Genomic DNA, 24447 nt, shown 5'->3' on the forward strand with positions numbered 1-24447 from the left:
ATGCGGCGCCGGATGACACCTCAGCGCACGCTCACGTCGCGCAGCACCGCACCGTATCCCGCGTACAGATTGCCGTCGGGCAGCAACTGCCGCTGCGCGAGTTGCCGGTGCACGATCGGCAGGTTATGGAACGGCATCCGCGTGAACAGGTGATGTTCGATATGGAAATGAATCGCGTGCGGGCCGAACAGGAATGTCTGCCACGAACGCCGGACGATCGTGCGCGCATTGCGGCTCTGGTCCGCGCCAGCCGGCAGCCCCGCGTGCTCGAAGATCGCGCGCACCTGCCCGGCGAGCGGCAACAGCGTGACGGACGGCACGATCCACAACGCGACGTACAGCAGCGGATGCCCGGCCAGCGCGAGCGCGCCGAACAGCACGCCGTTGCCGGCCAACATCGATGCGACTTCCCACACGGTATACGCGCGCGACTTGCCGACCTTCGGCAACGCATGCGCAAATTCGCCGCGCGCGAGCTTCACGACGCTCGTCACGTAGCCGATCCCGCACGCGTAGGCGAGCAGGCGGCCGACCAGCCGCCCGCGCGTCACCGGATAGTCGTGAACGCCGAACAGCAGCGCGACGGGATCGTCCGACTGCATCGGCGCGCGATGATGCTTCAGATGGCCCGCGCGATACGTGCGAAGCGACAGCCACAGCGGGCCGGCCGCAAACAACTGGCCCAACGCGTCGTTGACGCGCCGGTTCCGTGCCAGCAACCCGTGCGCGCCTTCGTGCATCATCACCGCGAGCGCGAGCTGGCTGCGCGCGATCACGATCGCGGCAACCGCGTACACGAGCGGATGCGGGAATGCGATCGCAACCGCGAACGCGGCGGCAATCATCAGCCAGTCGCCTGCCAGCGCCGCGCCGATGCGCGACGCGTTCACGCGAAACAGCGCGGGATCGGGCACGAACCGCGCGAGCTCGGCGTTCGATCCGGCGTGATGAACCTGGGCATCCGTCAAGCGAGCCTCCTGCGCAGCGAACGGCGCTCGACCCACAGCGCACTGACCATCGCGAGCGCCACGCCGCCCAGCACGTCGGCAACCGTATGCTGCTTGAGCGTCAACGTCGACGCACAGATCAGCAGCCCGATTCCCGTTGCCACGATCCGGCGCCGCTCCGCGAGCATCCGGCAGGCAAGGCACGTCACCGCGACGTGCAGGCTCGGAAAACCGTTGGCCGCGACATCGAGCTGCCACATGCGCGCAAGACGTTGGCGCAGGAACGCATTGCCGATCTCCGCGACATCCGGCCTCGGCACCGCTTCCGGAAACAGCAGGAAGGACACGACACCGAGCACGAACGCGATCAGCGCGGCCTCCTTGAACGCGGCGAACGCGGATGGCCGTGCATACGCGGCAAGCGCAATCACGAACGGAAAGAAGCCGACATAGATGGCCCACGACCACGCGATGAACGGAATCCGCGCATCGATCGCCGTGGCGAACACATAGCGCGGCGTGACGCCGCGTTCCAGCAAAAGGAAGATCGCAAGGCCGGCAACCATGCCGAACATCGCGGCCAGCATCTGCCGGATATCGAGCCGGCGCTCGTCTCGAATCGACAACGTGTTCATCGCGGCGCCGGCGCCTCGCATCGCGTATCGGCGTCGATCGCCTGCGCCCGCGGGCGCAACGCGAGGACGCGCGACGTCCATGCATCGACGCGCGCACGCGCATGCTCGCGACCGGCGATCGTTCCTGCCGGCGTACCGGGATCGCGCATCAGCTCGGTTGCGGCCTGCCCGACTTCGTGCCGGAACGCGGCCGCATCGCCGCGCCACGTGACGACGCGATGCACGAGTTGCAGCCGTGCCGCGCGTGCGGCGTTGCTCACCTGCTCGGGCTGATCGGTCAGCACGAGCAGGATCGGACGGCGATACACACGCGCGATCGACAGCGCGGCCATGCCCGGCGCCGATACGATCAGCGGCGCATGTGCGGCGCGCGTCGGCCAGTCAGCGTCGACGCCGCTCCAGCCGTCGTGCCCGGCGTAGCCCTCGCCCACGCGGTGCGCGGCGAGCCCCGCGTCGCGCATCCCGGCCGACAGCGCATCGGCAATCGCGACATCGCGAAAGTTCGGGTTCAGATAAATGGCCGCGGCAGCCAGTTCCGAAGCCGGCAGTTCGGCGGCGACCGGTACCGGCGTCGGCAGCCGGCAATGCAGGTGCGAGCGCGGTGCATCGTCGGGGACGTCGTACGCAAAGTCGTGCTCGATGCAGCCCAGCGCCGAATCGATCTGCCAGTCGACGATCCGCGCGAAAGCACGCGCCAGCGCGCGCGGCAGCCGCTCGTCGAAGTTCGCGGTCAACGCGCGGCGGAGACTGCCGCCATACACGTGAACGATGCGACGCCGCCAGCCCGGCACCGCGCCCATGAACAGCAGCGCCGGATGAAACGAGTCGTTGATCACGAGATCGGCATCGCGGACGATCGCATGCAGCCGCGCGATGTCGCGCAACATGCGCGTCGGCCTGAACACGTAGTGCGCGACGTTGCGATCGGTCGCGTCGCGCAGCATGTTCTGCCGTTCGTCGAACTGCACCGCGTAGTGACGGGACAGTACGGCCGCGTCGATGCCGAATGCCGACAGGAATGCCTGCCCCGCATCGGACGTCGTCAGCACGTCGACCTGCGCACCGGCCGCGCGCAACGCATGCACGAGCAGTTGCGCACGCATCAGGTGGCCGCGCGCGTCGGCCGTCGCGAGATAGACGATCCGCTGCATCATGCGTGCGGACGAAGCGACTGGAGCCAGCCGGCCGCGTACAGCGCCAGTGCGCCCGTCACGCCGAAGCCGGCCTCGATCGCGCGAATCTCGTCCAGCAACGCGGCGAGATGTGCGGCTTCGGACGGTGCAACGAGACGGCGCAGTGCGTCCGAGCAGAGCCGGACGTGCCGCGTCTCGTCGGCGAGCACGCGCGCGAACAGCGGATACAGCGGATGCGCCGCGCCGATCGTCTCGCAGTGGCGCGCGAGCACGCGCATCGCCATCTGTTCCGCACACAGGCCCGCCGCATAGGCGGGCACGAGCTTGCCTTGCGCGAAGTGCGGCGCATGGCGCTGCGCGAGCCGCCGCCATCGGATGATCTTGCGCCGGCTCAGCCAGTCGAGTTCGTGCGGCGCCGTCGATGGCACGACGCCGCGCGCACGCAGCGCATCGGCAAACGCGGCCGCGTGGCGGTGCTCGTCCGCGAGATGCTGCTCGATCCGCGGCGCAAGCCAGTCCGGCGGCTGCCCGGTCCAGTCCTCGTGCAGCGCGCACTCGGTCGCTTCCTCGCCGATCAGGTACATGCGCAACAGCCAGCGCTCGCCATGCGGGCTGCGATGCAGCCGCCGGAGCGCCGCCCGCTTGATGCGATCGACGAGATAGGCACGTGCCCGCGCCACGCCGCGCGGCACGGGCGCATCGAGACAGTCGAAGCGCTCGCCGTGCGATGCCTGCGGCGAAGCGGGCAGTTCGCGCGCCGAAGTCATGCGGGCACGCCTCGTGCGGACGCGGATTTCGTCGCGGCCGCCGCAGCCGCAGCCGAATCGCGACGCCAGCCGAGGATCAGGCCAACGAAGCTTTCCTGCATGAACGCATGCGCGGATGCGGCCGCGCCCGCGAATGCCTCCTCATGACCGTTCACACGCAGATAGCCGGTGCCGTCGCGCGCGCCGAATTCGATCCGGTCGTTCTTCCTGAAGCCGCGCGCGCGCACGTCCTTCACGAGTGCGCTGCCGTCGAGACCGAACAGGAACAGCTCGCGCTGCGCGACCCACACCGGAATGTGATCGCTCAGCGCATCGAAACGGATCGACCACGTGCCGGACGCGAGCGCGCGATCGACGTCGGCATCGTGCGGTGCGTTCGACGTGAAGCTCGCGCGCGCGACCGACTTCGTCAGGCCGCCGACGCCGAGCGCGATCGTGATGTCGTCCGCCGACGGCTGCTTCGGATCGGTCGCGCTCACCTTCACGAGATGCCGCGCGAGCCGCGATGCCAGCGACGGATGCGCGAACAGCGCAAGCGTTTCATCCGGCGTGAGCATGTCGCGCTCGCCGTCGCCCTCCTTCACGCGCACACGATACGGATCGATCCGGACATCGGTGAACTTGCCGCGCACGGGCGCATGAACGTACACGTCGCGGTCCCACTTCGCGCCATCGCGACGCAGCAGCACGTGCACGCTCAACGGCACGCGCCGGCCGTCGCCGTCGACGCCCGTGCCCTGCAACAGCACGTCGCCGAGCACGTCCTTCGTGCGGCGATTCGCATCGCTCGAAAACACGATCGCATGCGCGTCGGTATCGATGCTCGCGTGAACGTCGGGCGCATCGAGCGCGACGCGATTGCAGTCCGTCGCGGCCGTGCTCGCAAACGGGCAGCCGCTTTGCGACGCGAAGTGGTAGATCCCCCGCCCCGCGTGATCGACCGGCGCGGCATGGACGCCGGCGCTGGCGGCAAACAGGGCGAGGCAGGCAACACGGGTGGCGAGTGAGGGCATGGTCGTCGTCGGGATGGATGCAGGGTGTCGGCGGTCGTGGCGGCGCCGTGTCAATGACGGTGATAGGACAGCGCTTCGAGATCGCGCCGGGCCGATGCGCGCCCGGTGAGGCCGAAACCGCGCGCGATCGCGCCGAGCGTATCGACGCCGGACGCGACGATCGTGACGCCGACCGCCGCGAGATAGCGGGCGGCGCCGAGCCGCGGCAGTTGCTGGCGATTGAGCGCGCGCAGGCTGTAGCCGAGTCGCATCGCCATCACGCAGAACGGGGCGAGCGGGCCGCTGCGTCCGAACCACTGCCAGTGGTGCGGCAAATACGCGCTCACGAGATACGGCGTCAGCGCGACGCTGTCCTCGCCGCGCATCCAGCGCAGCTTCAGCGATTCGCGCTGCGTGTCCGGCAGCCGATGCTCGGTGTGGGCGTCCGGCGCGAATTCGATGGCCACGCCGGCAGCCTGCATCCGCAGCCCCATCACCTGGCAATGCGCGCGATAGACGCCATCGAGCGGCTCGTAGCGGAATGACGCGAACACGTCGCGCCGGAACGCGACGTTGTTCGCGTAGAAATTGCGCGTCGCGCCGTCGCGCAGCGGGCTCGGGAAATACATGAAGTCGATCGACGTCAGCGCGGTGCCGAGCACGTTCGGCGCATAGCTGGTGCGCCCCGCCACCGCGACGGGCGCATCACCCGCGTCGCGCGCGAATGGCGCGAGCAGGTGCTCGAGCCAGTTGTCGGCCGGCCGGCAATCGGCATCGCCGAACACGACGATGTCGCAGCGCTCCGCGTCGACGCGGTCGAATCCATCGTTCTTCGCATCGTAGTAGCCGGTGCTCGCGCCGATCTCGACGAAGTCGATCGGGCGGCCGGCGAGCGCGGCGATCTGCGCGCACGCGTCAGCAGGCAGGCCATCGTGCGTGATGATCCATTGCGCGAGTGCCGCCGACGGCACGGTCTGCTTCGACAGCGCCGCGACGAGGCGCTTCAGGCTGTCGACGGCCTGCGCGAGGCCGGCGCCGCCGCGCAGATTGTTCGTCTCCAGCACGAACGCGGCCCTCGCGGCCACGGAACGGGCGGCCGCGCGCGTGCGCGAAGCGGTTTCTTCTGTGAGGTCTGGCATCCTGAATATCTCCATCGTCATGCGCACCGGCATGGATGAAACGAATCGGCGGGGAGTCCGCGGCGTACCGGCGAATGCGGTTCGCCCACGGCCGTCATCGCGAAACGGGCGGCCTCGTGGGCGCCCGCCTCGCGGGCCGTCACTCCTGGACGGACGACGCGGAATCGGAGTCGGTAAAGCGCGGCTTCGCGCTCTGCAGGTCGCGGGTGTTCTTCTGCACGGCCACTGCGCCGAACAGCGCGAGCACGAACGACATCGCGTAGAAGCCCTTTTCGCTCAACTGCAGCGTCGCGTTGATCAGGCCGACGATCAGCAGCGCGATCGACAGCAGCAGCGCGATCCAGCTGAGGCCATAGTAGATGCCGGTGACGGGAATGCCTTCCGCGCGGTCGCGGACGCTTTTCTGCAGCGAGATCGCCGCATACAGGCCGAACACCAGCACGGTGAAGTAGTAGCCCTTCTCGTTGAGCTGCATGCCGGCGTTCCAGAGTCCGATCAGGAATGCCGCGAAGCCGGCGAGCAGCGCGGCCCACGATGCGGCCACGAACGCGAACGACGGCTGCTGGATGCTGGTCTGGTTCATAACTTTGCCCTCTCTTTCTTCTTGTTCGAAATCGTTTTCGTTGAACTGCGTTTCGCGCATGGTAGCAGCTTTGGCACGCGCCAAGACAGCCGCACTTGCAGTCTTACATTTCGCGCTGCGCGCGCCGCCAGCGCCCCGGCGTCGTGCCGAGCACCGCCCGAAACGCCTTGCCGAAGGCGGCCTCGGACTGGTAGCCGACCGCCTGCCCGATCTCCGCCTGCCCGCGCTGCGTGTCCTGCAGCAGCGCGCACGCATGCATCATCCGGATCTGCGCGACGAACGCGCCGACGCTCATCCCGGCCTTCTCGCGGAAATGCCGCGCATACGTCGCGCGCGACATCGCCGACGCGCCGCCGAGCGACTCGACCGTCCAGGGCTTCTCCGGCGCCTGCAGCACGGCCTGGACCGACGGGCCGAGCCGCGCGTCGGCCGCAAGCGCGAGCCAGCCGGACGGCACGCGCGCGCCGCGGCCATACGCACGCAACGCATACGCGAGCAGCGCCTGTCCGAGCGCGTTGACGATCGCACCGGCGCCGGGCTGCACATTCGATGCCTCGGTGCGCAGCACGCTCGTCAGCAGTTGCAGCGGCGCGAATCCCGACGCCTCGCGCAACCCGACGTGCAGCACGTGCGGCAACGTGCGCATCAGCAGCTCGCCCGCGCCGCGCGCATAGACGAACCGCCCGCAGAGCAGGTCCACGCTCGCGCCGCCCGGTTCGGCCGGGTCGAGATTCGACTTGACCGGCAGCACCGCGCCGCCGGTGCCCGATTCGTGCAGCGGCGCGACGGCCCGCGACCGGCCGGCTCCCGCATCGAGCAGGTCGTGCGCGCCGCCCGCGGGCAGCAGCACGAAATCGCCGTCGTCGAGTTGCAGCGTGCGCCCGTCGGCGGTACGCAGCCGGCAGGTTCCGGCCAGCACCAGGTGGAACGCCGCCTCGCCGGGCGGCAATGGGTCGTGCGGCATCGCGAACGGCCCGTCGAGCAGGCAGCGCACGTCGAGTTCGACATGGCTGCGGCCCAGCGACAGCAGTTGACTCAACGCATCCATGAGACGATCGCGCTAAAAATTGACACTCTAGCGTATCGAAACCCTCAGCGCGAGCGATCAGAATAGCCCTGCATCGCCCGAGATCGCGGCGCCCGCCGCCCTCCTCACCTCTACTCGAAAGGACGCATCATGCTGAACTGGAACGAATACCGGAAGGAACTCTCGACGCGCATCGGCGAGATCGCCAAGCTGTCGCCCGATACGCTGGCCGGCTACAAGGCGCTGTCCGGCGCCGGCGCCAAGACGGGCCATCTCGACGCGAAGACACGCGAACTGATCGCGCTCGCGGTGGCCGTCACCACGCGCTGCGACGGCTGTATCGCCGTGCACACGGCCGAAGCGGCGAAGCACGGCGCGACCAAGGAAGAAGTGGCGGAAGCGCTCGGCGTCGCGATTGCGCTGAATGCGGGCGCGGCGCTCGTCTATTCGGCGCGCGTGATGGACGCGCTCGGCGACGGAGCGTGACGGCCGCTGCATGACGACTGCTGCGTGGCGCCCGGCCGTCTGGCCGGGCGGTTGCGCAGCGCGCGTGCGGGCACGCGTTGTATGAAGATTCGGCGGCGCACCCGGACGCGGATGCGCCGCGAAGTCGGCTACCATGCGCGAACGATCCATCGTGAAGGAGCGCTCCATGTGCCGCTGGCTCGCCTATACGGGTAATCCGATCCATCTCGAGACCGTGCTGTTCCGCGCGAAGCATTCGCTGATCGACCAGAGCCTGCATTCGGAGCTGGGTGCCACGACCACCAACGGCGACGGCTTCGGCATCGGCTGGTACGGGCACCCCGACGAACTGCCGTTCCGCTACCGCTCCGTGCATCCCGCGTGGAACGACCGCAACCTGCGCGAAGCCGCGCGTGCGATTCGCTCGCGGATGTTCATCGCGCATATCCGCGCGGCAACCGACACGCCCGTGCAGGAAACCAACTGCCACCCGTTCCGCCACGGCCGCTGGCTGTTCGCGCACAACGGGCTGATCCGCGACTTCCACAAGCTGCGCCGCGACCTGACGATGAAGGTCGATCCCGCGCTGTTCCCGACGCTCGAAGGCTCGACCGATTCCGAGCTGATGTTCCGCCTCGCGCTGACGTACGGCCTCGAGCAGATGCCGCTGCCGGCGCTCGAACGGATGGTCGGCGTGGTCGAGGAAACCGCCGCGCGGCATCGCGTGGCCGACCCGCTCAACATGACGATCTGCGCGACCGACGGCGAACGGATCATCGCGGTGCGCTATTCCAGCGAACGGCAATCGCGTTCGCTGTTCCACAGCACGTCGTTCAAGCACCTGCACGAACTGTATCCGCATAACCCGCGCATCGCCGAAGCCGGCGACGACGCGTTCATGGTCGTGTCGGAGCCGCTCGTCGACCTGAGCGGCGCGTGGGAGGAAGTGCCCGAGGGCACGGCGATCGTCGCGCACGGCGCCGACGTGGAGCAGCGGCCGTTCAGCCCGCGCCACAAGTAGCAGCCGGCGCTGTTCGCGCGGTCAGGCGCCGCGCGAGAACCGCATCCGGATCGAATCGAGCTCTGCGGGTAGCCGGCGCGAGCGGGCACGCGGCCGCGGCAGCGCGGTGAACCCGAGCCGCTCGTACAACGCGCGGGCGCGTGCGTTGCGGGTCAGCACGTCGAGCACGATGTCGCGGCCGCCGTCGGCCGGCAACGCGCCGGCGTCCAGCGCGTCGCGGAACAACGCGCTGAAGATACCCGTGCCACGCTGGCGCTCATCCGTCGCGCAATGCGCCACGAGGATCTGCGCACGCTTCGGCGCCGGGATTTCCGTTTCGAGGATCAGCCCGCGCAACAACTGGCCGATCGTGCGGCGCACGCCGAAGCAGCGCGCGAGCGCCCACACGACATGCACGTCGTCGAACGTCGTCCGCTGCCCGTCGTGAATCGCCATCACGGCGAGCACCGTGCCGTCCTCTCCGACCGCGACGCGATGCCGGCGCCACGAGAAGCGCCCAAAACGCGACCGGAACGCCTGCTGCAGGAAAGCGACGCAGCGCGCGTCGCTTTCGCCGAGAAAGAAGCCGAACTCGGCCACGCCGGACGCGAACACGAGCGGCGCGCACGCGGCCGCATCGTCCGCGCCGGCCGCGCGAAAATGCACACGCTCGCCAGCGTGCGGGACCGCTTGTGCGACCGCGGCAGCCTGCGTCATGCGGTGCGTCCCGCGAGCCGCGCCAACACGGCGACCGTCCGGCTGATCTGCTCCGGCTCGTGCGTCGAGCAGATGAAAAAGCGCAGGCGCGCGGCCTTTTCCTCGACGGCCGGATAGAAGATCGGCTGCACGTTGATCCCTTCGTCGAACATCGCATTCGCCCACTGCGCGGCCTTCAGCGAGCTGCCGGTGATCACCGGCACGACCGCATATCCGGCACTCGTGCCGGTATTCAGTCCTGCCGCGCGCGCCTCGGTCAGGAACTGTCGCCCGCGCGCCTGCAGCTGCGCGACGCGCGCCGGTTCGGCCTGCAGGCGCTCGAGCGCGGCCAGCGACGCTTCCGCGAGCGTCGGCGCCAGCCCGACGCTGTACAGGAACCCCGGCGCCAGATGGCGCAGCATGTCGACGAGCGGCTGGCAGCCGGCGATGAAACCGCCGCAGCCGGCCAGCGTCTTGCTCATCGTGCCCATCCACATGTCGACCTGGTCGGGCGCGACGCCGCAATGCTCGCGGATGCCCTTGCCGGTCGCGCCGAGCACGCCGAGCGAATGCGCCTCGTCGACCAGCAGGAATGCGCCATGGCGCGTCTTCACGTCGACGAAGCGCTGCAGGTCGGGGAAATCGCCGTCCATGCTGTACAGCCCTTCGATCGCGATCAGCACGTGCCGGTATTCGCGGCGCACGCGCGACAGCAGGTCGTCGAGCGCCTGCCAGTCGTTGTGCGCGAAGCTCAGCCGCTTCGCGCCGCTCAGCTGCGCGCCCTGCACGATGCTGTTGTGCGCGAGCGCATCGTGGACGATCAGGTCGCCCGGGCCGAACAGCGCGCCGATCACGGTCACGTTGGTCGCGTGGCCGCTCACGAACGCGACGCAGTCGTCGGTCTCATAGAACGCGGCCAGCGCGCGCTCGAGGTCGCGCTGCACCGGGCGCTCGCCCGCGACCATCCGGCTCGCGGATGCCGACGTGCCGTAGCGGTCGATCGCGGCTTTCGCGCGCGCGGACACGGCCGGATCACCGGCAAGGCCGAGGTAGTTGTAGTTCGCGAAGTTCAGGTATTCGCGGCCGCCGATCTGCGTCGTCGCACCGGCAACGCCGTCGTGCACGCGGAAAAACGGCGAGTCGACCCGCAGTTTCTCGCCCATCTCGCGCATGATCCGGACCTGCTGATACTGCGGCATCGATTCGAAGCGGCTGCGGGCCGACGCGGTCTGCGCAGCCGGCGTGCCGGGTACGCCAGGCGCCGCGGCGGCATCGGTCGCGCGTTCCAGTTGCCGTTTCAGGGCTTTCGCCGCCAGTTGCTGGCGAAGATGCTCTCCCAGTGCCATTGCTTCCTTCGCTGTATCTCGAAAAGACGCTATGTTACGCCGCGCATTTTGAAAAAGCGTGGTGTCACGCGTCGGAAAACTCGGCCCACTGCCACGCATCGGGCGTGGCCAGCAGCGCATCGACCAATCGGAAATTCATCTCGTGGCTCGGCCGCAACGCGCTCACGCGCGCCAGCAGCGGCGCGCCGGCCAGCGCGAGGTCGCCGACCAGGTCGAGCACGCGGTGCCGGACGAACTCCTCCGGCAGCCGCATCCCGCCCAGCACGCGATTGCCGACGATCGACGCGGTGCACGACGGCCGCGCGCCGCGCAGGATCGGCACCCCGCGCAGATAACCGGCGACGATCGCCGGCACGGCCCACTTCACGCGCCCGTACGAGCGCGACGGCGCGATTTCGGTCGCGAACGCGGCCGGCGTCAGCGCACCATCCCAGTGCATGTCGCCGAAGCCGCGCAGGTCGTTGCGCACGCTCAGTTCGTAGCGCGGTGCCGGCTCGATCCGCATTTCGCGCCGCTGGTCGCCCTCGCCGTCCGTGACGACGACGGGCCGCAGCACGCGGATGAAGCGCTTCGGCGCATCGAGCGCGACGCGGCCGCACGCCAGGATGGCGTCCACCCACGGCGTTGCGCTGCCGTCCAGAATCGGCACTTCCTCCGCGTCGAGCTCGACGATCGCGTGATCGATCTCGCACGCGAGCAGCGACGCGAGCAGATGCTCGATCGTGCGAACGCCGACGCCGTCGGCATTACGCAGCATCGTGCAGAGCGGCTGGGCGCGGCGCAGCGCGGGGTCGACCGGCAGCGTCGCGAGCGTGCGCCCCTGCTCGACGCGACGGAACGCGATGCCCGTCACACCGTCTTCCGGACGCCCGGGCTGGATCCGCACGCCCACCCGGCGCCCGGTGTGCAAGCCGTGACCGTCGATCGTCAGCGGGCGTGCCAGCGTGCCCTGACGGGTCGCCCAGCCGGTCGGCGCGCTCACCGGGCGACCTCCAGCGTCGGCGACGCATGGCCTGCGACCGGCGCTGCCCGGGTATCGAGCATCGCGCGCGCTTCGCCGTCGATCGCATGCTTCGCGGCGAGCGCCGCGACCGCCTCGTGTGCAGAATCGGTCGCGGAGCCGGCTTCGGCATCGGCCGACGCACCAATCGAATCGACGATGCGTCCGGCCAGCGTCGTCACGGACGCGCCCTCGGCGATCGCCATCACCGACAGCTTGACCTCGAACGCTTCCTCGACCGCGAGGCCGAGCTCCATCCCCATCAGCGAATCCATGCCCATGTCGAGCACCGACTTGTCGAGCGCGATGCGATCGGGCGTCATGTGCAGAATCCGCGCGATCTGCGCCTGCAGCGTCCTGGCAACCAGCGCGATCGCCTCGTCGCGTGGCAGCGCGAGCACTTCTTCTCGCAACTGCGTGCCGCCGTCGCGCGCATCGCCGCCCTTCGCATGCGATTGCAGCAGCGAATACCGGCGCGCCTTCGCGGCAGGCATCCCGCGTGCCACCGCGTGCCAGTCGAGCCGGACCACGGCTTCGCCGGCCGAGCCCGCGACCAGCGCCCGCTCGAGCGCGATCATCGCCTCGTCGGACGTGATCGACGCGCCGCCGATCCGCGACTGCAACGCCTCGCGCGTATCCGCGTGACGGGCGAGGAAGCCGACGTCTTCGAGCGGCCCCCAGGCCATGAACGTGCCGGGCAAACCCGCCGCGCGCCGATGTTCGACGAGCGCCTCGAGGAAGCTGTTGGCCGCGACGTAGTTCGATTGCCCCGGATTGCCGAGATAGGTCGTCGCCGACGAATAGACCACGAACAGGTCGAGCGGCAGCGCGCGCGTCACGCGATGCAGGTTCCACGCGCCGGCCACCTTCGGTGCGAGCACCGCGGCCATGCGCGCATCGTCGAGATTGCGCACGAGGCCGTCGTCGATCGACATCGCGGAATGCAGCACGCCCTTGAGCGGGATGTCGCGCCGGACGATCGCGGCAATCATCGCGTCGACCGCCGCGGCGTCGGTCACGTCGCACGACACGACGTCGACGGTGACACCGAGCGTGTCGCGCCAGCGCTCGACTTCGTCGCGTGCCGCGACGGCGAGTTCACCGGAACGGCTCGCCAGCGTCAGTCGGCGTGCGCCGCGCTCGACCATCCAGCGCGCGCTCGCGAAACCGAGCCCGCCCGTGCCGCCGACCACCAGGTACGCGCCATGCGGATCGAGCGCGAGCGAACCCGCGCCCGTGACGCCGCGCGTCGGTGCCGGCGTGCCGCACGGATAGGTCACGAGCACCTTGCCGATCTGGCGCGCCTGCTGCATGTAGCGGAACGCATCCTCGGCCCGTTCGGCCGCGAACGCGCGATACGGCAGCGGATGCAATGCCGCTGCCGAGAAGAGCGCCATCACTTCGCCGAACAGGCGCGCCGTCAGCTCCGGCAGCACGCCCATCAACTGGTCGGCATCGATGCCGAAATAGCTGATGTTGTTGCGGAACGGCCTGAGCCCGATATGGCTGTTTTCGTAGAAATCACGCTTGCCGAGCTCGAGGAAACGGCCGAACGGACGCAGCGTATCGATGCTGCGCACCATGGCTTCGCCGGCGAGCGAATTCAGCACGATGTCGATGCCCTGGCCGCCCGTCATCGCGCGGATGTCGTCCGCGAACGCCAGGCTGCGCGAATCGAGCACGTGGTCGGCGCCGAGCAGGCGCACGAACTCGCGCTTCTCGTCGCTGCCCGCCGTCGCGAACACTTCCGCGCCGAAGTGGCGCGCGAGCTGGATCGCGGCGATGCCGACGCCGCCCGCGCCGCCATGCACGAGCACGCGCTCGCCGCGGCGCAGCCGCGCGAGTTCGACGAGCGCGTAATACGCGGTGAAGAACGTGGTCGGCACGGTCGCCGCTTCCTCGAACGACAGGCGCTCGGGTTTCAGCGCGATCGCTTGCGCGCGCGTCGTGACACGCGTCGCGAACGACGCCGGCGCGAATCCGAGGACCGCATCGCCCGGCGCGAATTCCGTCACGGCGCTGCCCACCCGCACGACGCGGCCGGACAGCTCCATGCCGATCGTCGCGCCCGCGAAGCCGGTCTCGACCGCTTCATCGGACAGCAGCCCCATCGCATACATCACGTCGCGGAAATTCAGGCCGGTCGCAACCGGCTCGATTTCCACCTCGTCCGCGCCCAGCGCGCGTTCGGGCAGCGCAAACCATTCGAGATTGCGCAACGAGCCAGGCGCATCGAACGCGAGCACGGCCGCGCGCGCGATCGCGCCGTCGTTGCGGGCCGCGGCCTGCGCGGCCGTCAGCATGCGCGGCACCAGCCGCCCGCGTGCGCTCAGGACGACTTCTTCCTCGACCGCCGCGCCGGTCAGCTCGCGAATCAGCGCGTCGGGAATCCGGTCCGCCGCGCGATCGACGTCGATCAGGCGGCACGCGAGTTCAGGATGCTCGTTCGCCAGCACGCGACCGAGGCCCCACAACGTCGCCTGTTCCGGATGCGCGTTCGCCGCACCGGCGAACGGCGCGCCGCCACGCGTGACGACGGTCAGCCGCGTGGCTGCGTTCGGCTGCGCACCGAGCGCGCGCACGAGCGCCGCGAGGGCGATCACGCCGTCGCGCTGCGCGGCCATCAGGCCGTCTCCCGTGGCCGATTCGGCCAGTGGCGTTTCCGGCGCGCAGAACACGACATGCGCCGGCTGCCCGGCCGGCAACGACGCGATCGCATCGGCCGCGTGCGTGATGTCCACGATTTCGGCCGGATAACCCGCGTGCGCGAGCGCATCGGCCAGCCGTCCGCCGAAACCGCCGACGGCATCCGGCGCGTGCATCACAAGCCACTGCTCGCTGCGCGCCAGCGTATCGAGATCGTTCGTGCCGTCACAGCCTTGCGCGGCAGCGGCACTCGCGGGGTTGCGCGCGATGACGAACGTCGGCGTGCCATCCAGGTCGAGCGACTGCTCGACGTGCCGCACGACGTCGACGTAGCCCGCGCGCTCGAGCGCCGCATCGAGATCGGCCGGCGCCAGCGGCACCGGCGCGCCGGCTTCCGTCGACGACGACTGCAAGCCGAACACGATGTCGGAAAAGCGGCCGCGGCGCGACTCGGCCAGCAGCAGCAATCCGCCCGGCGCGAGCCACGAACGCATCGCGTTCAGCGCATCGACCCCATCCTGACGGCCGCTCAACGCACGGTTCGCGACGATCAGGTCGTAGGGGCCGGCTTCGTCGGCCGCCAGCGACAGCCGCTCGCCCGGTTGCAGCGCGACCGTGCGCACCGCCGATTCCGCGTCCGCGTCGAACCCGGCCAGTTGGCCGGCCGTCGCCGCGATCGTGTGATCGCAGCGCGCGGCCGCGAGATGCATGCCGAGCGTCTGCAGCACGTCGCCGTCCGTCGCGCCCAGTTCGAGCACGCGCAACCGGCGCGCCGGTTCCCATGCGTCGACGGCCTGCTCGACGCCGGCCGTCAGCAGTGCATGTACGTGCTGCCAGGTCGGCGATGCGGCAAGAAGTTGCTCGACCAGGCTGTGCCCGGTCGGCGACAGCAAACGTGCGCCATCCTTCGCGCCGCTCAGCACGTCGGGCAACGCCGCGCCGCAATGCGCGAGCAGCGTCAGCTCGGCCACGTGCCCCGGCGACTCGGCCAGCAGCCCGCGCCACAGCTCGTCGAGCGGCGGCAACGCCGCGCACGCTGCATCGTCGCGCACGACGCGATCGCCGTCGCGATGGGCAAGACCGTCCTCGACGAGCATGTCGGCAAGACGCGTGGCCAGCGCCGCGCGCCCGGCCGCCGGCTGCCACGTGCCGGCGAATGCGCCGAGCGCGTCGAATGCACGAAGCACGTAGAGGCTCGCCAGCACGTCAAGGAGCGGCAGAATTTCGGTCAGATGCTGCGTGCGACGGCCGTCCTGTTCGGCGGCATCGAGCCGCGCGACGGCTTGCGCGAGCAGCGCATCGGGAGCCGGCAAACCGGCTGCGTCGACTTCGTTCGGCAGCGGCACCTCTTCGAGGCGGTAGACGAAGCGCGCGGGCAGGTTCTGCCGACGGCCGACGAGATCGACGCGCCGGAACCGGCAACCGCCGAGCCGCGCGACGATCGCACCGTGCGCGTCGAGGAATTCGAAATGCGCGACGATCGAATGCGGGCTGCGCCGGTCGATCCGTGCGAGCACCCGTTCGATCGCGTCGCCGCGCAGATAGTCGACCCGGCCGATCTGCACCGGCACGTAAGCCGGATGCTCGCCGTCGCGCGCGTGCGCCGCCAGCAACGCGAACAGCGGATGAAACCCGCTGTCCATCAGCGCCGGATGCAGCAGATAGGCGGACAGCGCCCGCGCATCGCCGCATGCGGCAGGCGCGGCGACGTCGGCCAGCGCCGCGTCGTCGTCCGCAGCGACCCGCACCGAGCGGACCCAGCGGAACGCCGGCCCGTAGCCGAGGCCGATGGCCGCCGTGTTTGCGTACAGCGTGTCGCCGTCAGCGGTCGGCAGCGCGAGCAGGCGATCGAGCGTGTCGGACGGCACGACGCTCGCGGCACCCAGCACGTTGCCGCTTTCCAGCATCCGCCCCGTCACGTTCAGCGTCCATCCGCCGTCGGACATCCGGTCGCGCGTCTCGATCGTGAAGGTCGCGGTGCGCGGCTCGATCACGAGCCGGAACAGCTTCGCCTGCTGCGGCTGGAACACGACCGGCGTGCGAATCTCGACGTTTTCGAGTGCCGCATCCGGCGTATCGAAGAAGGTGCGCGCCGCGGCAAGCGCCATTTCCACGTATCCCGCACCCGGGAACGCCACGCCGCCGTCGACGACGTGATCGGCCAGCATCGGCAGCTTCGCCGGATCGAGCTGGTTTTCCCACGCGAATGCGTGTTCGTGCAGGCGATAACCGAGCAGCGGATGCTCGCGACGTCGATTGACGAGGCCGTAGCCTTCGGCGGTCGGTGTCAGCCAGTAGCGGTCGCGCTGCCACGGATAGGACGGCAGCGCCGCACGCGACGTGCCCGGCGCAAAGCGGTCGGGATCGACGCTCGCGCCATGCGCGATCGCCGCGAGAATCGCTTGCCGCAGCGTCGCCGCGCTGCCGTGATCGCGCTTGAGCGTCGGCAGCGCCGCGCCGGTCGCGCCGGCGGCCGCGAGCGCCTGCTTCACGTACGTGCGCAGGATCGAATGCGGCGATACCTCGACGAACAGCCGGACGCCCTGCTCGATCAGATGCGCGATGCCGTCGCCGAAGCGCACGGGCTCGCGGATATTGCGCCACCAGTAGCGCGCATCGAGCTCGCTGCCGGCGAGCGCGCCGCCGGTCACGGTCGACACGAAAGCGCCGTTGCCCGGTTGCGGCCGCAGGCTCGCCAGTTCGGCCAGCACGACCGGCTCGATGCGGTCCATGTGGCTGCTGTGGAACGCATAGTCGAGATCCAGCATCTGGAAGAACTTGCCGCTGCCGCGCAGCGCAGCCTCCAGCGCCTGCAATCCCTGCAGTTCGCCCGCGAGCGTCACCGCATCCGGGCTGTTGATGCCGGCGATCTCGACGCGCCGCGCCAGCCCGTGGCGCGCGATCAGTTCGCGTGCCGCCGCCTCGCCGATGCCGACTGCCGCCATCCGGCCGCTGCCGCGCGTCATCGCCTGCGCGCGGCTGCGGATCTTGATCACGCGCACCGCGTCGGCGAGCGACAGTGCGCCCGTCACCCACGCCGCCGCAATTTCGCCGACGCTATGGCCGATCGCCGCGTCGTATCGCATGCCGCGCGCGTCGATCACACGGATCATGCCGACCTGGATCGCGAACAGCAGCGGCTGCGCGTTCTCCGTCGCGGCGAGCCATTCGGCGCCCGCGCCGGCCAGCCATTCCGCGCTCGGGCCGCCGCGCATCACGTCGACCAGCGACGGGCTGCCGTCCGCACACCACAGCGCGTCGACTTCGTCGAGCGCTGCACGGAAGACGGCGTTCTCCGCATAAAGTTCGTTGCCCATCCCGACCCACTGGCAACCGTTGCCCGAGAACACGAGCGCGGTGCGCAGCGCGTCGGCGGGTGCCTGGCCGGTCACAACGCAAGCCGGCAACCCTTCCTGCGCCGGCTGCGCCAGCGCCGCGAGCGCCGCGCGCCCTGCGGCCACGTCGGCCGGCGCGACGATCGCGCGATGCTCGAGCCACTGGCGACGACGGGCGGCCGCGGCGGCAAGCGCCTGCCAGTCGGCGCCGTTCTCGAGCGCTGCCAGATAGCGGCTCGCGAGCGCGCCGAGCGCGTTCGCGCTACGGGCGGTCAGCACGAGCGGCGACGGTGCTTGAGACGGTTCTTGTGCAGCCGTCGACGCATCCTTTGCGACCGCCGCCGGCGCCTCGGTCAGCACGACGTGTGCGTTCGTTCCGCCGAAGCCGAACGAGTTGATGCCGACCGTCAGCGGTGCGTCGCCCGCATCGAGCGGCATGTAGCGATCGACGACGCGCAGACGCCCGCCGTCGAAATCGATGCCGGGATTGGGCGTGACGAAATGCAGCGAGCGCGGCACCGCGCGATGCTTCAGGCACAGCACGGCCTTCAGCAGGCCGGCCATGCCGGATGCCGTCTCGAGATGGCCGATGTTGGTCTTGACCGAACCGATCAGCAGCGGGCGATCCGCCGGGCGCTCGCCCGACACGACGTCGATCAGCGCGCGCGCCTCGATCGGATCGCCGACCGCCGTACCGGTGCCGTGCGCCTCGAGGTACGCGAGCGACTGCGGATCGATACCCGCGCGCGCGTATACGCTGCGCAGCAGCGACGCCTGCGCGGCCGCGCCCGGCACGCTGATGCCGCCCGGCGAGTGGCCGACCGAGTTCACGCCGGACCCGGCGATCACCGCATGGATCGTGTCGCCGTCGGCAAGCGCGCGATCGAGCGGCTTGAGCAGCACGAACGCGCCGCCTTCCGAGCGGACGTAGCCGTCGCCGGTCGCATCGAACGCACGGCAACGGCCGCGCGGCGACAGCATCGACGCCTTGGAGAAACTGACGAAGCCGAACGGGTGCAGCAGCAGGTTGACGCCGCCCGCGAGCGCCGTGTCGGCTTCGCCGGACTGCAGCGCGCGGACGGCCTGATGGAGTGCGACGAGCGACGACGAGCACGCCGTGTCGACGGACATGCTCGGGCCGCGCAGGTCGAACAGATAGGACACGCGGTTCGACGCGATGCTCAGCGTATTGCCGGTCGCCGAATACGGATCGATCACGTTCAGATCGTCCATGTTGCGGTTGCCGTAGTCGGTGCCCGCGACGCCGACATAGACGCCGCAGTTGCTGCCGCGCATGTCGGCCGGGCGCACGCCAGCATCCTCGAACGCTTCCCACGCGAGTTCGAGCAGCAGGCGCTGCTGCGGATCCATCTGGGCCGCTTCGCGCGGGGAGATGCCGAAGAACGCGGCGTCGAAGCCGGCGACGTTGTCGAGCACACCGGCCGAGAACGTGTAGCTCTTGCCCGGTTCGCGTTTGGACGGGTGCCGATAGAAATCGGTACCGAAACGTTCGGCGGGGATCTCGGTCACTGCGTCGCGTTCGTCGCGCAGCAGTTGCCAGAAGTCGCCAAGATTGTTTGCGCTCCCGGGAAACCGACAAGCTATCCCAATTATTGCAATCTTACTGTTCATCTTTTATGTCGCTTTCTCGGATGCGCACGGCTCTCCCGCACGATTTCCGTCATCTTGTACCACACGCAGCAGTGCCGCCCCCAACTCCTCGGCCACCAGATTCCGGTATTCAGGAGTCCCTGCGCCGTAATTCCGCCAAATGAAGTAGTCGCTGTGTTGCGGCGTAGCGCCCAGCTTATGGAAAACATGAGGCAAGGCAGGAACGTGGTCGCCGTAGAAGCAAACGACCGTTTCACGATCGCTGGTGCGCAAATGATCGAGCAAGCGCCCGATCATCGCGTCCGCATTTTCAATGTGCCGCAGATAGGCAGTCAGGTCGCGCCAGGAGGCATCCTCGCCGAGAGCATGTCGCGACGACGCTTCACCGGGCAAAACTGGTTCCAGATGCAACGGGCCGTGGTTTTCCATTGTCATCGCAAATACGAACCGCGGCGTGTCCCGAGGTTCGTCCAGTGCATTGATGACGGCATCCAGCACGGCCGAATCGGCAATATACGGACCGGCTCGCGGGGCGTCGGCAAAATGTTCGATATCCAGAAATTGGTCGAATCCGAGCAACGGAAAGACCCGGTTCCTGCCGAAGAAATCTGCATAGTACGGATGAATCGCGACAGTCGTGTAACCGCCCTGCCGAAACCACGCTGCAATCGATGCGCATGCACGCCGCACGAAAGCGTACGGATAGAAGCGGGCATAACCAAGGCGCGCCGGCACCAGCCCGCTCAGCATCGCGAACTCCGTGCGCATCGTGTTCGCGCCCCAGGCCGGCACGAACAGTTCGCCGTGACAGCAGGACTCCCGGCGCGCGATGTCCAGGTGCCGATAGTTCGCGGGATCGATCGCCGCTCCGAGGCGCCGTGCGTCGAAATACGACTCGCTCTGGATCACGATCACGTCGGGGCCCGCGATCGGCGCGCCCGCTGCATACGGGCCCGACCGCGCGACCTGTTCGAACGCGCGCAGCGTGGCGGGCCGCAGGCCGTTCAGCAGATACGCGACGAACACCGCGAAAAAGCCATGCCGCTGCTGGTCCTCACCGGCATCGAGCGTGAGGGGCAAGCGTGCGGCCAGCGAGCAGGCCGCGGCGGCGCACACCGCGACGAGCACCGCGACCAGCCAGAGCCCCCCGTGCAGCGGCCGCTCCGCAAAAAAGCCGCCCAGCAGCACCCCGCCGCCGATCACGATTCCGATCACCTTGCCGACGCTCAGAAACGGCAAATACAACCGCGGATGCGCGAACAGCTGGCTGAACAGGCTCAAATCGGTAAAAACGAACGGCTCGCGCAACGACTCGTACTTCGCATTGCTCACGGTTGCCAACAGGCCGACCAGCGCGACCGCGATGCAGACGGAAAACACGAGCCGCCGGGTCGCGAACAGCATTACGCCGGTCAGAACCACGAGCGCAAGACAATGCAACACGCGTGCGGCACCGGAGCGCCGGCGCGCCCGCGGCAGCGCCAGCGCATCCAGCACGAACGACGCGCCGAGCGCGATCGGGAGCGTGAGCCATACGCCAACGCTCAAGCTAGCGCTCCCGTCGCGGCAGATAGGACAGTCCGCCCAGTATCGCGTCGCCGAGCCGCGCCGGCAGCAGCGTCAACAGGCGCATGCCGAGCGCGAGCAGCCCCGGGAATGCAATCTCCGCGCGCCGCGCCGCCAGCTTGCGGCGAATATGGCCGGCGGCCTTGTCCGCCGACCACATGAACGGCTTGTCACCCGGGAAGACGTCGCTCATCGCGGTCTTGACGAACCCGGGCAGGACGATCGCGAGGTGGACGCCGTCGCGCGCCAGCAACGGGCGCACCGAATCGCCGTATGCCTTGAGTGCGGCCTTGCTCGCGCAATACGCCGGCGAGATCGCCATGCCGCGCAGCGCGGCCAGCGACGCCACCAGCGCCACCTGCCCGCATCGACGCGCGCGCATGCGCTCCAGTACCGGCAGAACGGCGTGCATCGCGCCGTAGAAATTGGTGTCGACGACGGTGGCAGTCCGCCCGAGATCTTCCCAGTCCTCCGCCGACGTCAGCGTGCTGGCGGCACCGGCGTTCGCGATCAGCAGATCGATCGACGCCGCGTCGTCGAAACGCATGAGCCAGTCCCGCAGTGCCACCGCGTCGCGTACGTCGATGGCGGCGGTCAGCGTCGTCGCGCCGCGCACGCGGCACGCCGCCGCGCTGGCCTCGAGCCGCTCCGCGTCCCGGCCGATCAGCCCGAGCGTCACGCCGGGGCCGGCGTATGCCAATGCGAGCGCACGCCCGAGGCCCGCACTCGCACCGGTCACGACAATCCGCTGCGGCGCCGGGCTAGCCATGCACACCTTCGAATCGCCGCAGCGCCCCTTCCGTCGCCATCGCCATGCCGGTCCGGGTGTAGAAATCGCCGTTGATCTGCGTGTAATGCATCACGTAGTCGAGAAACGCCTGGTACAGCACGCCGTCCGGCGCGCCGGCCTCGCGCCAGAACGCGTCGAGCCCGCCCTGCCAGGTCAACCCGGGCATGTCGTAGATCGCCGTGCCAAGCGCGATCAGCGGCCGTCGGTGGTGCAGCGCGGACAGTCCGACGGTGCTGTTGACCACCACGACGCCGCGCGCGTGCTCGAGCAGGGTCGGCAAATGGCCTGCGTCGACGAACCGCAGCCGCGCGCCGATCCCGAGCTCCGCCGCGCGTTGCAGCACATGACGGCGATAGTCGATCAGCCCCGTATCGAGCGGATGGTTCTTGATGACGAGATGCGTGTCCGGTCGCGCATGCCGGGCGAACGAAGCAAGCACCTGATCGATCGCGGCCAGCACGCCATCGAACGGCGAGTGAGCGACGATCTGGGCGTCGGAATTCAGTTGCAGCGGGAACAGATAATAAGGATGCTTTGATTCCAGCAGTTCGCGCGTGACCCGCTCTGCCTCGCTCGCGTACCGCTGCTTGCTCAGCATGCGGCTCGCGAGCCCGGAATACTCGACCAGCCCGTTCCGCGGCCGATGGCTGCGGTAATGCGGGAAGCGGGCCGCGTAGAGGGTATTGGCAGCCCGGTAGCTGATATCGTGGAACGCGCGCTCGTAGAGGTTGTAGCCGGTCGGCTGACCGGGCTCGCTCGGCGGCGTACTGGAGCGCCGATCGAGGTACCACGACGGATCGCGCGGCAACCGGGACCGGCCGTTGACGCCATGCTGTTCGAGCGTCAGCCAGTGCGGACGGATATAGCCTTCCTCGAACACGTGCACCTGCAGCCCGCTGGCCTGGGCTATGTCGTGCATGGGTCGATGAATGTCGCGGCAGTCTCCAAACATGATGACGTCCGAAATATCCTTGGAACGCACGATCTGCTCGTACCAGTCAGGCAAGCCTGCGGGCTCGCCACGGTAGTCCAGCGCCGCGCTCGCGCCGCCATACAGGACATCGCCGCCGCAGAAATTGACCCGGTACGTCGCGTGCCCGCGCCCGCGCAGCGCACGGGACAAACGACTGAAAAAAGGTGAAGCCGTGCCCTGCAATACGAGAAACGCGCGAGACATCGAATGTGTCGACCGACAAAACGAGCCCCGCCGAGCATGTCGACGGGTCGACTCGAGCTCGGCCCAGGCTCTCCATTGAATAACAGCGGGCACTGTCAGCCGCTCCGGGAGACGCGAATATAGCATTGAGGGGGCAATAAATACAGACTGTGCCAAATATCCACAAGTTGGCGCATTTCGCGTCCGATCGCTATAATCGGCGGCTCTGGGCACTTTAAGCCGCCTGACGGAATCCGGTCGGTGCGACACGCGCCAATTTCTGACTAATTCCTTACTCGACGGCCCGTGCCGCCTCGCCACGAAGGCTGCAAAAATACTGCCGTGGAATAATTATTTGTCATGCTTGACCGACATTCTGCTCTTTTGTCATAAAGCCGCCACAATATTTTTGTGGCGCTCAAAGAGCCAATCAGTCTGGATGAGAGAAGTTGGTGGAAAACGTATCAGGTAGCACGGCGACACCGCCCGCGCAACGGCCTGGAAAACTGGGCGCGCGGCTCAAGAAGATCAACCGTCTGTTTGCCGCCACGGTTATCCTCCCGACGGCCATTGCAACACTTTACTTCGGCCTGATTGCATCCGACGTCTATGTTTCGGAATCGCGCTTCGTCGTCCGCTCCGCGTCACGGCAGGCGCAGACGAGCATGGTCAGCGCGCTCCTGCAGGGCACGACCTTCGGAAAGGCGCAGGACGACACGTATTCGGTCATCGACTACATCCAGTCCCGCGATGCGTTGCGGGAGCTGAACCAGCGCGACTACATCGTCGACGCCTATTCCCGGCACGGTGATTTCGTCAGCCGCTTCAATAGCTGGATGGACAACAGCTTCGAAGCACTGTGGAAGTACTACGGCCAGCACATCGTCACGGTCGACTTCGACTCTGCGTCGGCGATCACGACCCTGCAGGTACGCGCGTACACGGCGCAAGACGCGGCCAGGATCAACTCGACGCTGCTCGACATCAGCGAACACCTGGTCAACCGGATGAACGAGCGGGCGGCCACCGACACCGTCCAGTTCGCGCAGACCCAGGTCGATCTCGCCACCGCGAAGGCCAAGGACGCAGCAGCCGCAATGGCGTCCTACCGCAACTCGCACACGGTGTTCGATCCGGACAAGCAGTCAGCGCTGCAGTTGCAGCAGGTCACCCTGCTGCAGAACCAGATGCTCGCGGCGCGCACGCAACTGCTGCAGCTTCTCGCGATCTCGCCGCAGAACCCGCAGATTCCGGTTCTGAAGACCAACATCGCGGCGCTCGAGACGCAGATCAAGGACGCCACCAGCAATGTCGCGGGCGGAAAGGGCTCGCTGTCCGACAAGGCCGCCGTCTACGCACGCCTGCAACTGGATTCCCAATTCGCGGACAAGCAGCTCGGGTCGGCGATGTCGGCACTGGAGAACGCACGTGCGGAAGCCCAGCGCAAGCAGTTGTATCTCGAGCGGCTCGTTCAGCCGAACACCCCCGATGTGGCGATCGAACCGAAACGCCTCAAGCGGATTTTCGAGGTGTTCGCACTCGGCATGATCGTCTGGGGCGTGCTGAGCCTGCTGCTGGCAGGCGTACGCGAGCACCACGACTGATCGAGGCGC

Annotated in this window: 18 protein-coding genes; 3 read left to right on the forward strand and 15 right to left on the reverse strand. The window is 68.5% G+C overall.

Going from position 1 to position 24447, the window contains the following annotated elements; translation table 11 throughout:
- Positions 1–20 precede the first annotated feature (20 nt).
- The 8 genes from ACTRWB_RS14210 to ACTRWB_RS14245 form a co-directional block, all read right to left on the reverse strand.
- A complete protein-coding gene (locus tag ACTRWB_RS14210; RefSeq protein ID WP_446902261.1) occupies positions 21–968 on the reverse strand; it encodes a fatty acid desaturase family protein in 948 nt (315 codons plus the stop codon).
- On the reverse strand, positions 965–1582 hold the full coding sequence (locus ACTRWB_RS14215; RefSeq protein ID WP_446902262.1) for a phosphatase PAP2 family protein: 618 nt from the start codon (positions 1580–1582) through the stop codon (positions 965–967). The genes ACTRWB_RS14210 and ACTRWB_RS14215 overlap by 4 nt, the downstream gene beginning before the upstream one ends.
- Positions 1579–2736: a hypothetical protein gene (locus ACTRWB_RS14220; protein ID WP_446902263.1), complete on the reverse strand. Its 1158-nt coding sequence runs from the start codon at positions 2734–2736 to the stop codon at positions 1579–1581. Before ACTRWB_RS14220 ends, ACTRWB_RS14215 begins: the two co-directional genes overlap by 4 nt.
- Positions 2733–3482: a hypothetical protein gene (locus ACTRWB_RS14225; protein ID WP_129513806.1), complete on the reverse strand. Its 750-nt coding sequence runs from the start codon at positions 3480–3482 to the stop codon at positions 2733–2735. Before ACTRWB_RS14225 ends, ACTRWB_RS14220 begins: the two co-directional genes overlap by 4 nt.
- Complete coding sequence (locus tag ACTRWB_RS14230) at positions 3479–4495, reverse strand: hypothetical protein (protein WP_446902264.1); 1017 nt, start codon at positions 4493–4495, stop codon at positions 3479–3481. The genes ACTRWB_RS14225 and ACTRWB_RS14230 overlap by 4 nt, the downstream gene beginning before the upstream one ends.
- Before the next feature lie 50 nt (positions 4496–4545).
- Positions 4546–5613, reverse strand: a complete 1068-nt coding sequence (locus ACTRWB_RS14235; protein ID WP_446902265.1) for a glycosyltransferase — start codon at positions 5611–5613, stop codon at positions 4546–4548.
- 139 nt (positions 5614–5752) lie between these two features.
- Positions 5753–6196, reverse strand: coding sequence for an inner membrane protein YiaA (gene yiaA, locus ACTRWB_RS14240; protein ID WP_412022419.1), 444 nt, complete (start codon positions 6194–6196; stop codon positions 5753–5755).
- A gap of 103 nt (positions 6197–6299) precedes the next feature.
- On the reverse strand, positions 6300–7244 hold the full coding sequence (locus ACTRWB_RS14245) for a cupin domain-containing protein (RefSeq protein WP_446902266.1): 945 nt from the start codon (positions 7242–7244) through the stop codon (positions 6300–6302).
- A gap of 129 nt (positions 7245–7373) precedes the next feature.
- On the opposite strand from ACTRWB_RS14245, the gene ACTRWB_RS14250 reads away from it, so the two are divergent.
- Positions 7374–7709 carry a carboxymuconolactone decarboxylase family protein gene (locus ACTRWB_RS14250; protein WP_048242899.1) on the forward strand — a complete coding sequence of 112 codons (336 nt, stop codon included), beginning with the start codon at positions 7374–7376 and terminating at the stop codon, positions 7707–7709.
- A 166-nt stretch (positions 7710–7875) separates the two neighbouring features.
- Complete coding sequence (locus ACTRWB_RS14255) at positions 7876–8709, forward strand: class II glutamine amidotransferase (RefSeq protein ID WP_129514740.1); 834 nt, start codon at positions 7876–7878, stop codon at positions 8707–8709.
- 21 nt (positions 8710–8730) lie between these two features.
- Here the strand turns inward: ACTRWB_RS14255 and ACTRWB_RS14260 are convergent, their stop codons facing one another.
- The 7 genes from ACTRWB_RS14260 to ACTRWB_RS14290 all read right to left on the reverse strand — a co-directional run bounded on the left by ACTRWB_RS14260 (position 8731) and on the right by ACTRWB_RS14290 (position 22855).
- The gene (locus tag ACTRWB_RS14260) at positions 8731–9405 is read right to left on the reverse strand and encodes a GNAT family N-acetyltransferase (protein WP_446902267.1); all 675 of its coding nucleotides are present in this window, start codon (positions 9403–9405) and stop codon (positions 8731–8733) included.
- Positions 9402–10730 carry an aminotransferase class I/II-fold pyridoxal phosphate-dependent enzyme gene (locus ACTRWB_RS14265; protein WP_446902268.1) on the reverse strand — a complete coding sequence of 443 codons (1329 nt, stop codon included), beginning with the start codon at positions 10728–10730 and terminating at the stop codon, positions 9402–9404. The genes ACTRWB_RS14260 and ACTRWB_RS14265 overlap by 4 nt, the downstream gene beginning before the upstream one ends.
- 64 nt (positions 10731–10794) lie before the next feature.
- Positions 10795–11712 (reverse strand): UDP-3-O-acyl N-acetylglycosamine deacetylase, encoded by a 918-nt coding sequence (locus tag ACTRWB_RS14270; RefSeq protein ID WP_446902269.1) that lies wholly within the window; start codon positions 11710–11712, stop codon positions 10795–10797.
- Positions 11709–19343: a type I polyketide synthase gene (locus ACTRWB_RS14275; protein WP_446902270.1), complete on the reverse strand. Its 7635-nt coding sequence runs from the start codon at positions 19341–19343 to the stop codon at positions 11709–11711. The genes ACTRWB_RS14270 and ACTRWB_RS14275 overlap by 4 nt, the downstream gene beginning before the upstream one ends.
- A gap of 3 nt (positions 19344–19346) precedes the next feature.
- The gene (locus ACTRWB_RS14280; RefSeq protein WP_446902271.1) at positions 19347–20870 is read right to left on the reverse strand and encodes an LTA synthase family protein; all 1524 of its coding nucleotides are present in this window, start codon (positions 20868–20870) and stop codon (positions 19347–19349) included.
- Position 20871: 1 nt separating this feature from the next.
- Positions 20872–21657, reverse strand: a complete 786-nt coding sequence (locus ACTRWB_RS14285; protein WP_446902272.1) for an SDR family NAD(P)-dependent oxidoreductase — start codon at positions 21655–21657, stop codon at positions 20872–20874.
- The gene (locus ACTRWB_RS14290) at positions 21650–22855 is read right to left on the reverse strand and encodes a capsule biosynthesis protein (RefSeq protein ID WP_446902273.1); all 1206 of its coding nucleotides are present in this window, start codon (positions 22853–22855) and stop codon (positions 21650–21652) included. Before ACTRWB_RS14290 ends, ACTRWB_RS14285 begins: the two co-directional genes overlap by 8 nt.
- Before the next feature lie 431 nt (positions 22856–23286).
- Here ACTRWB_RS14290 and ACTRWB_RS14295 point away from each other — a divergent pair, with 431 nt between their 5' ends.
- Positions 23287–24438 carry a hypothetical protein gene (locus ACTRWB_RS14295; protein ID WP_129513795.1) on the forward strand — a complete coding sequence of 384 codons (1152 nt, stop codon included), beginning with the start codon at positions 23287–23289 and terminating at the stop codon, positions 24436–24438.
- The last annotated feature ends 9 nt before the right edge of the window (positions 24439–24447 follow it).

The organism is Burkholderia sp. YIM B11467 (genome assembly GCF_052952715.1).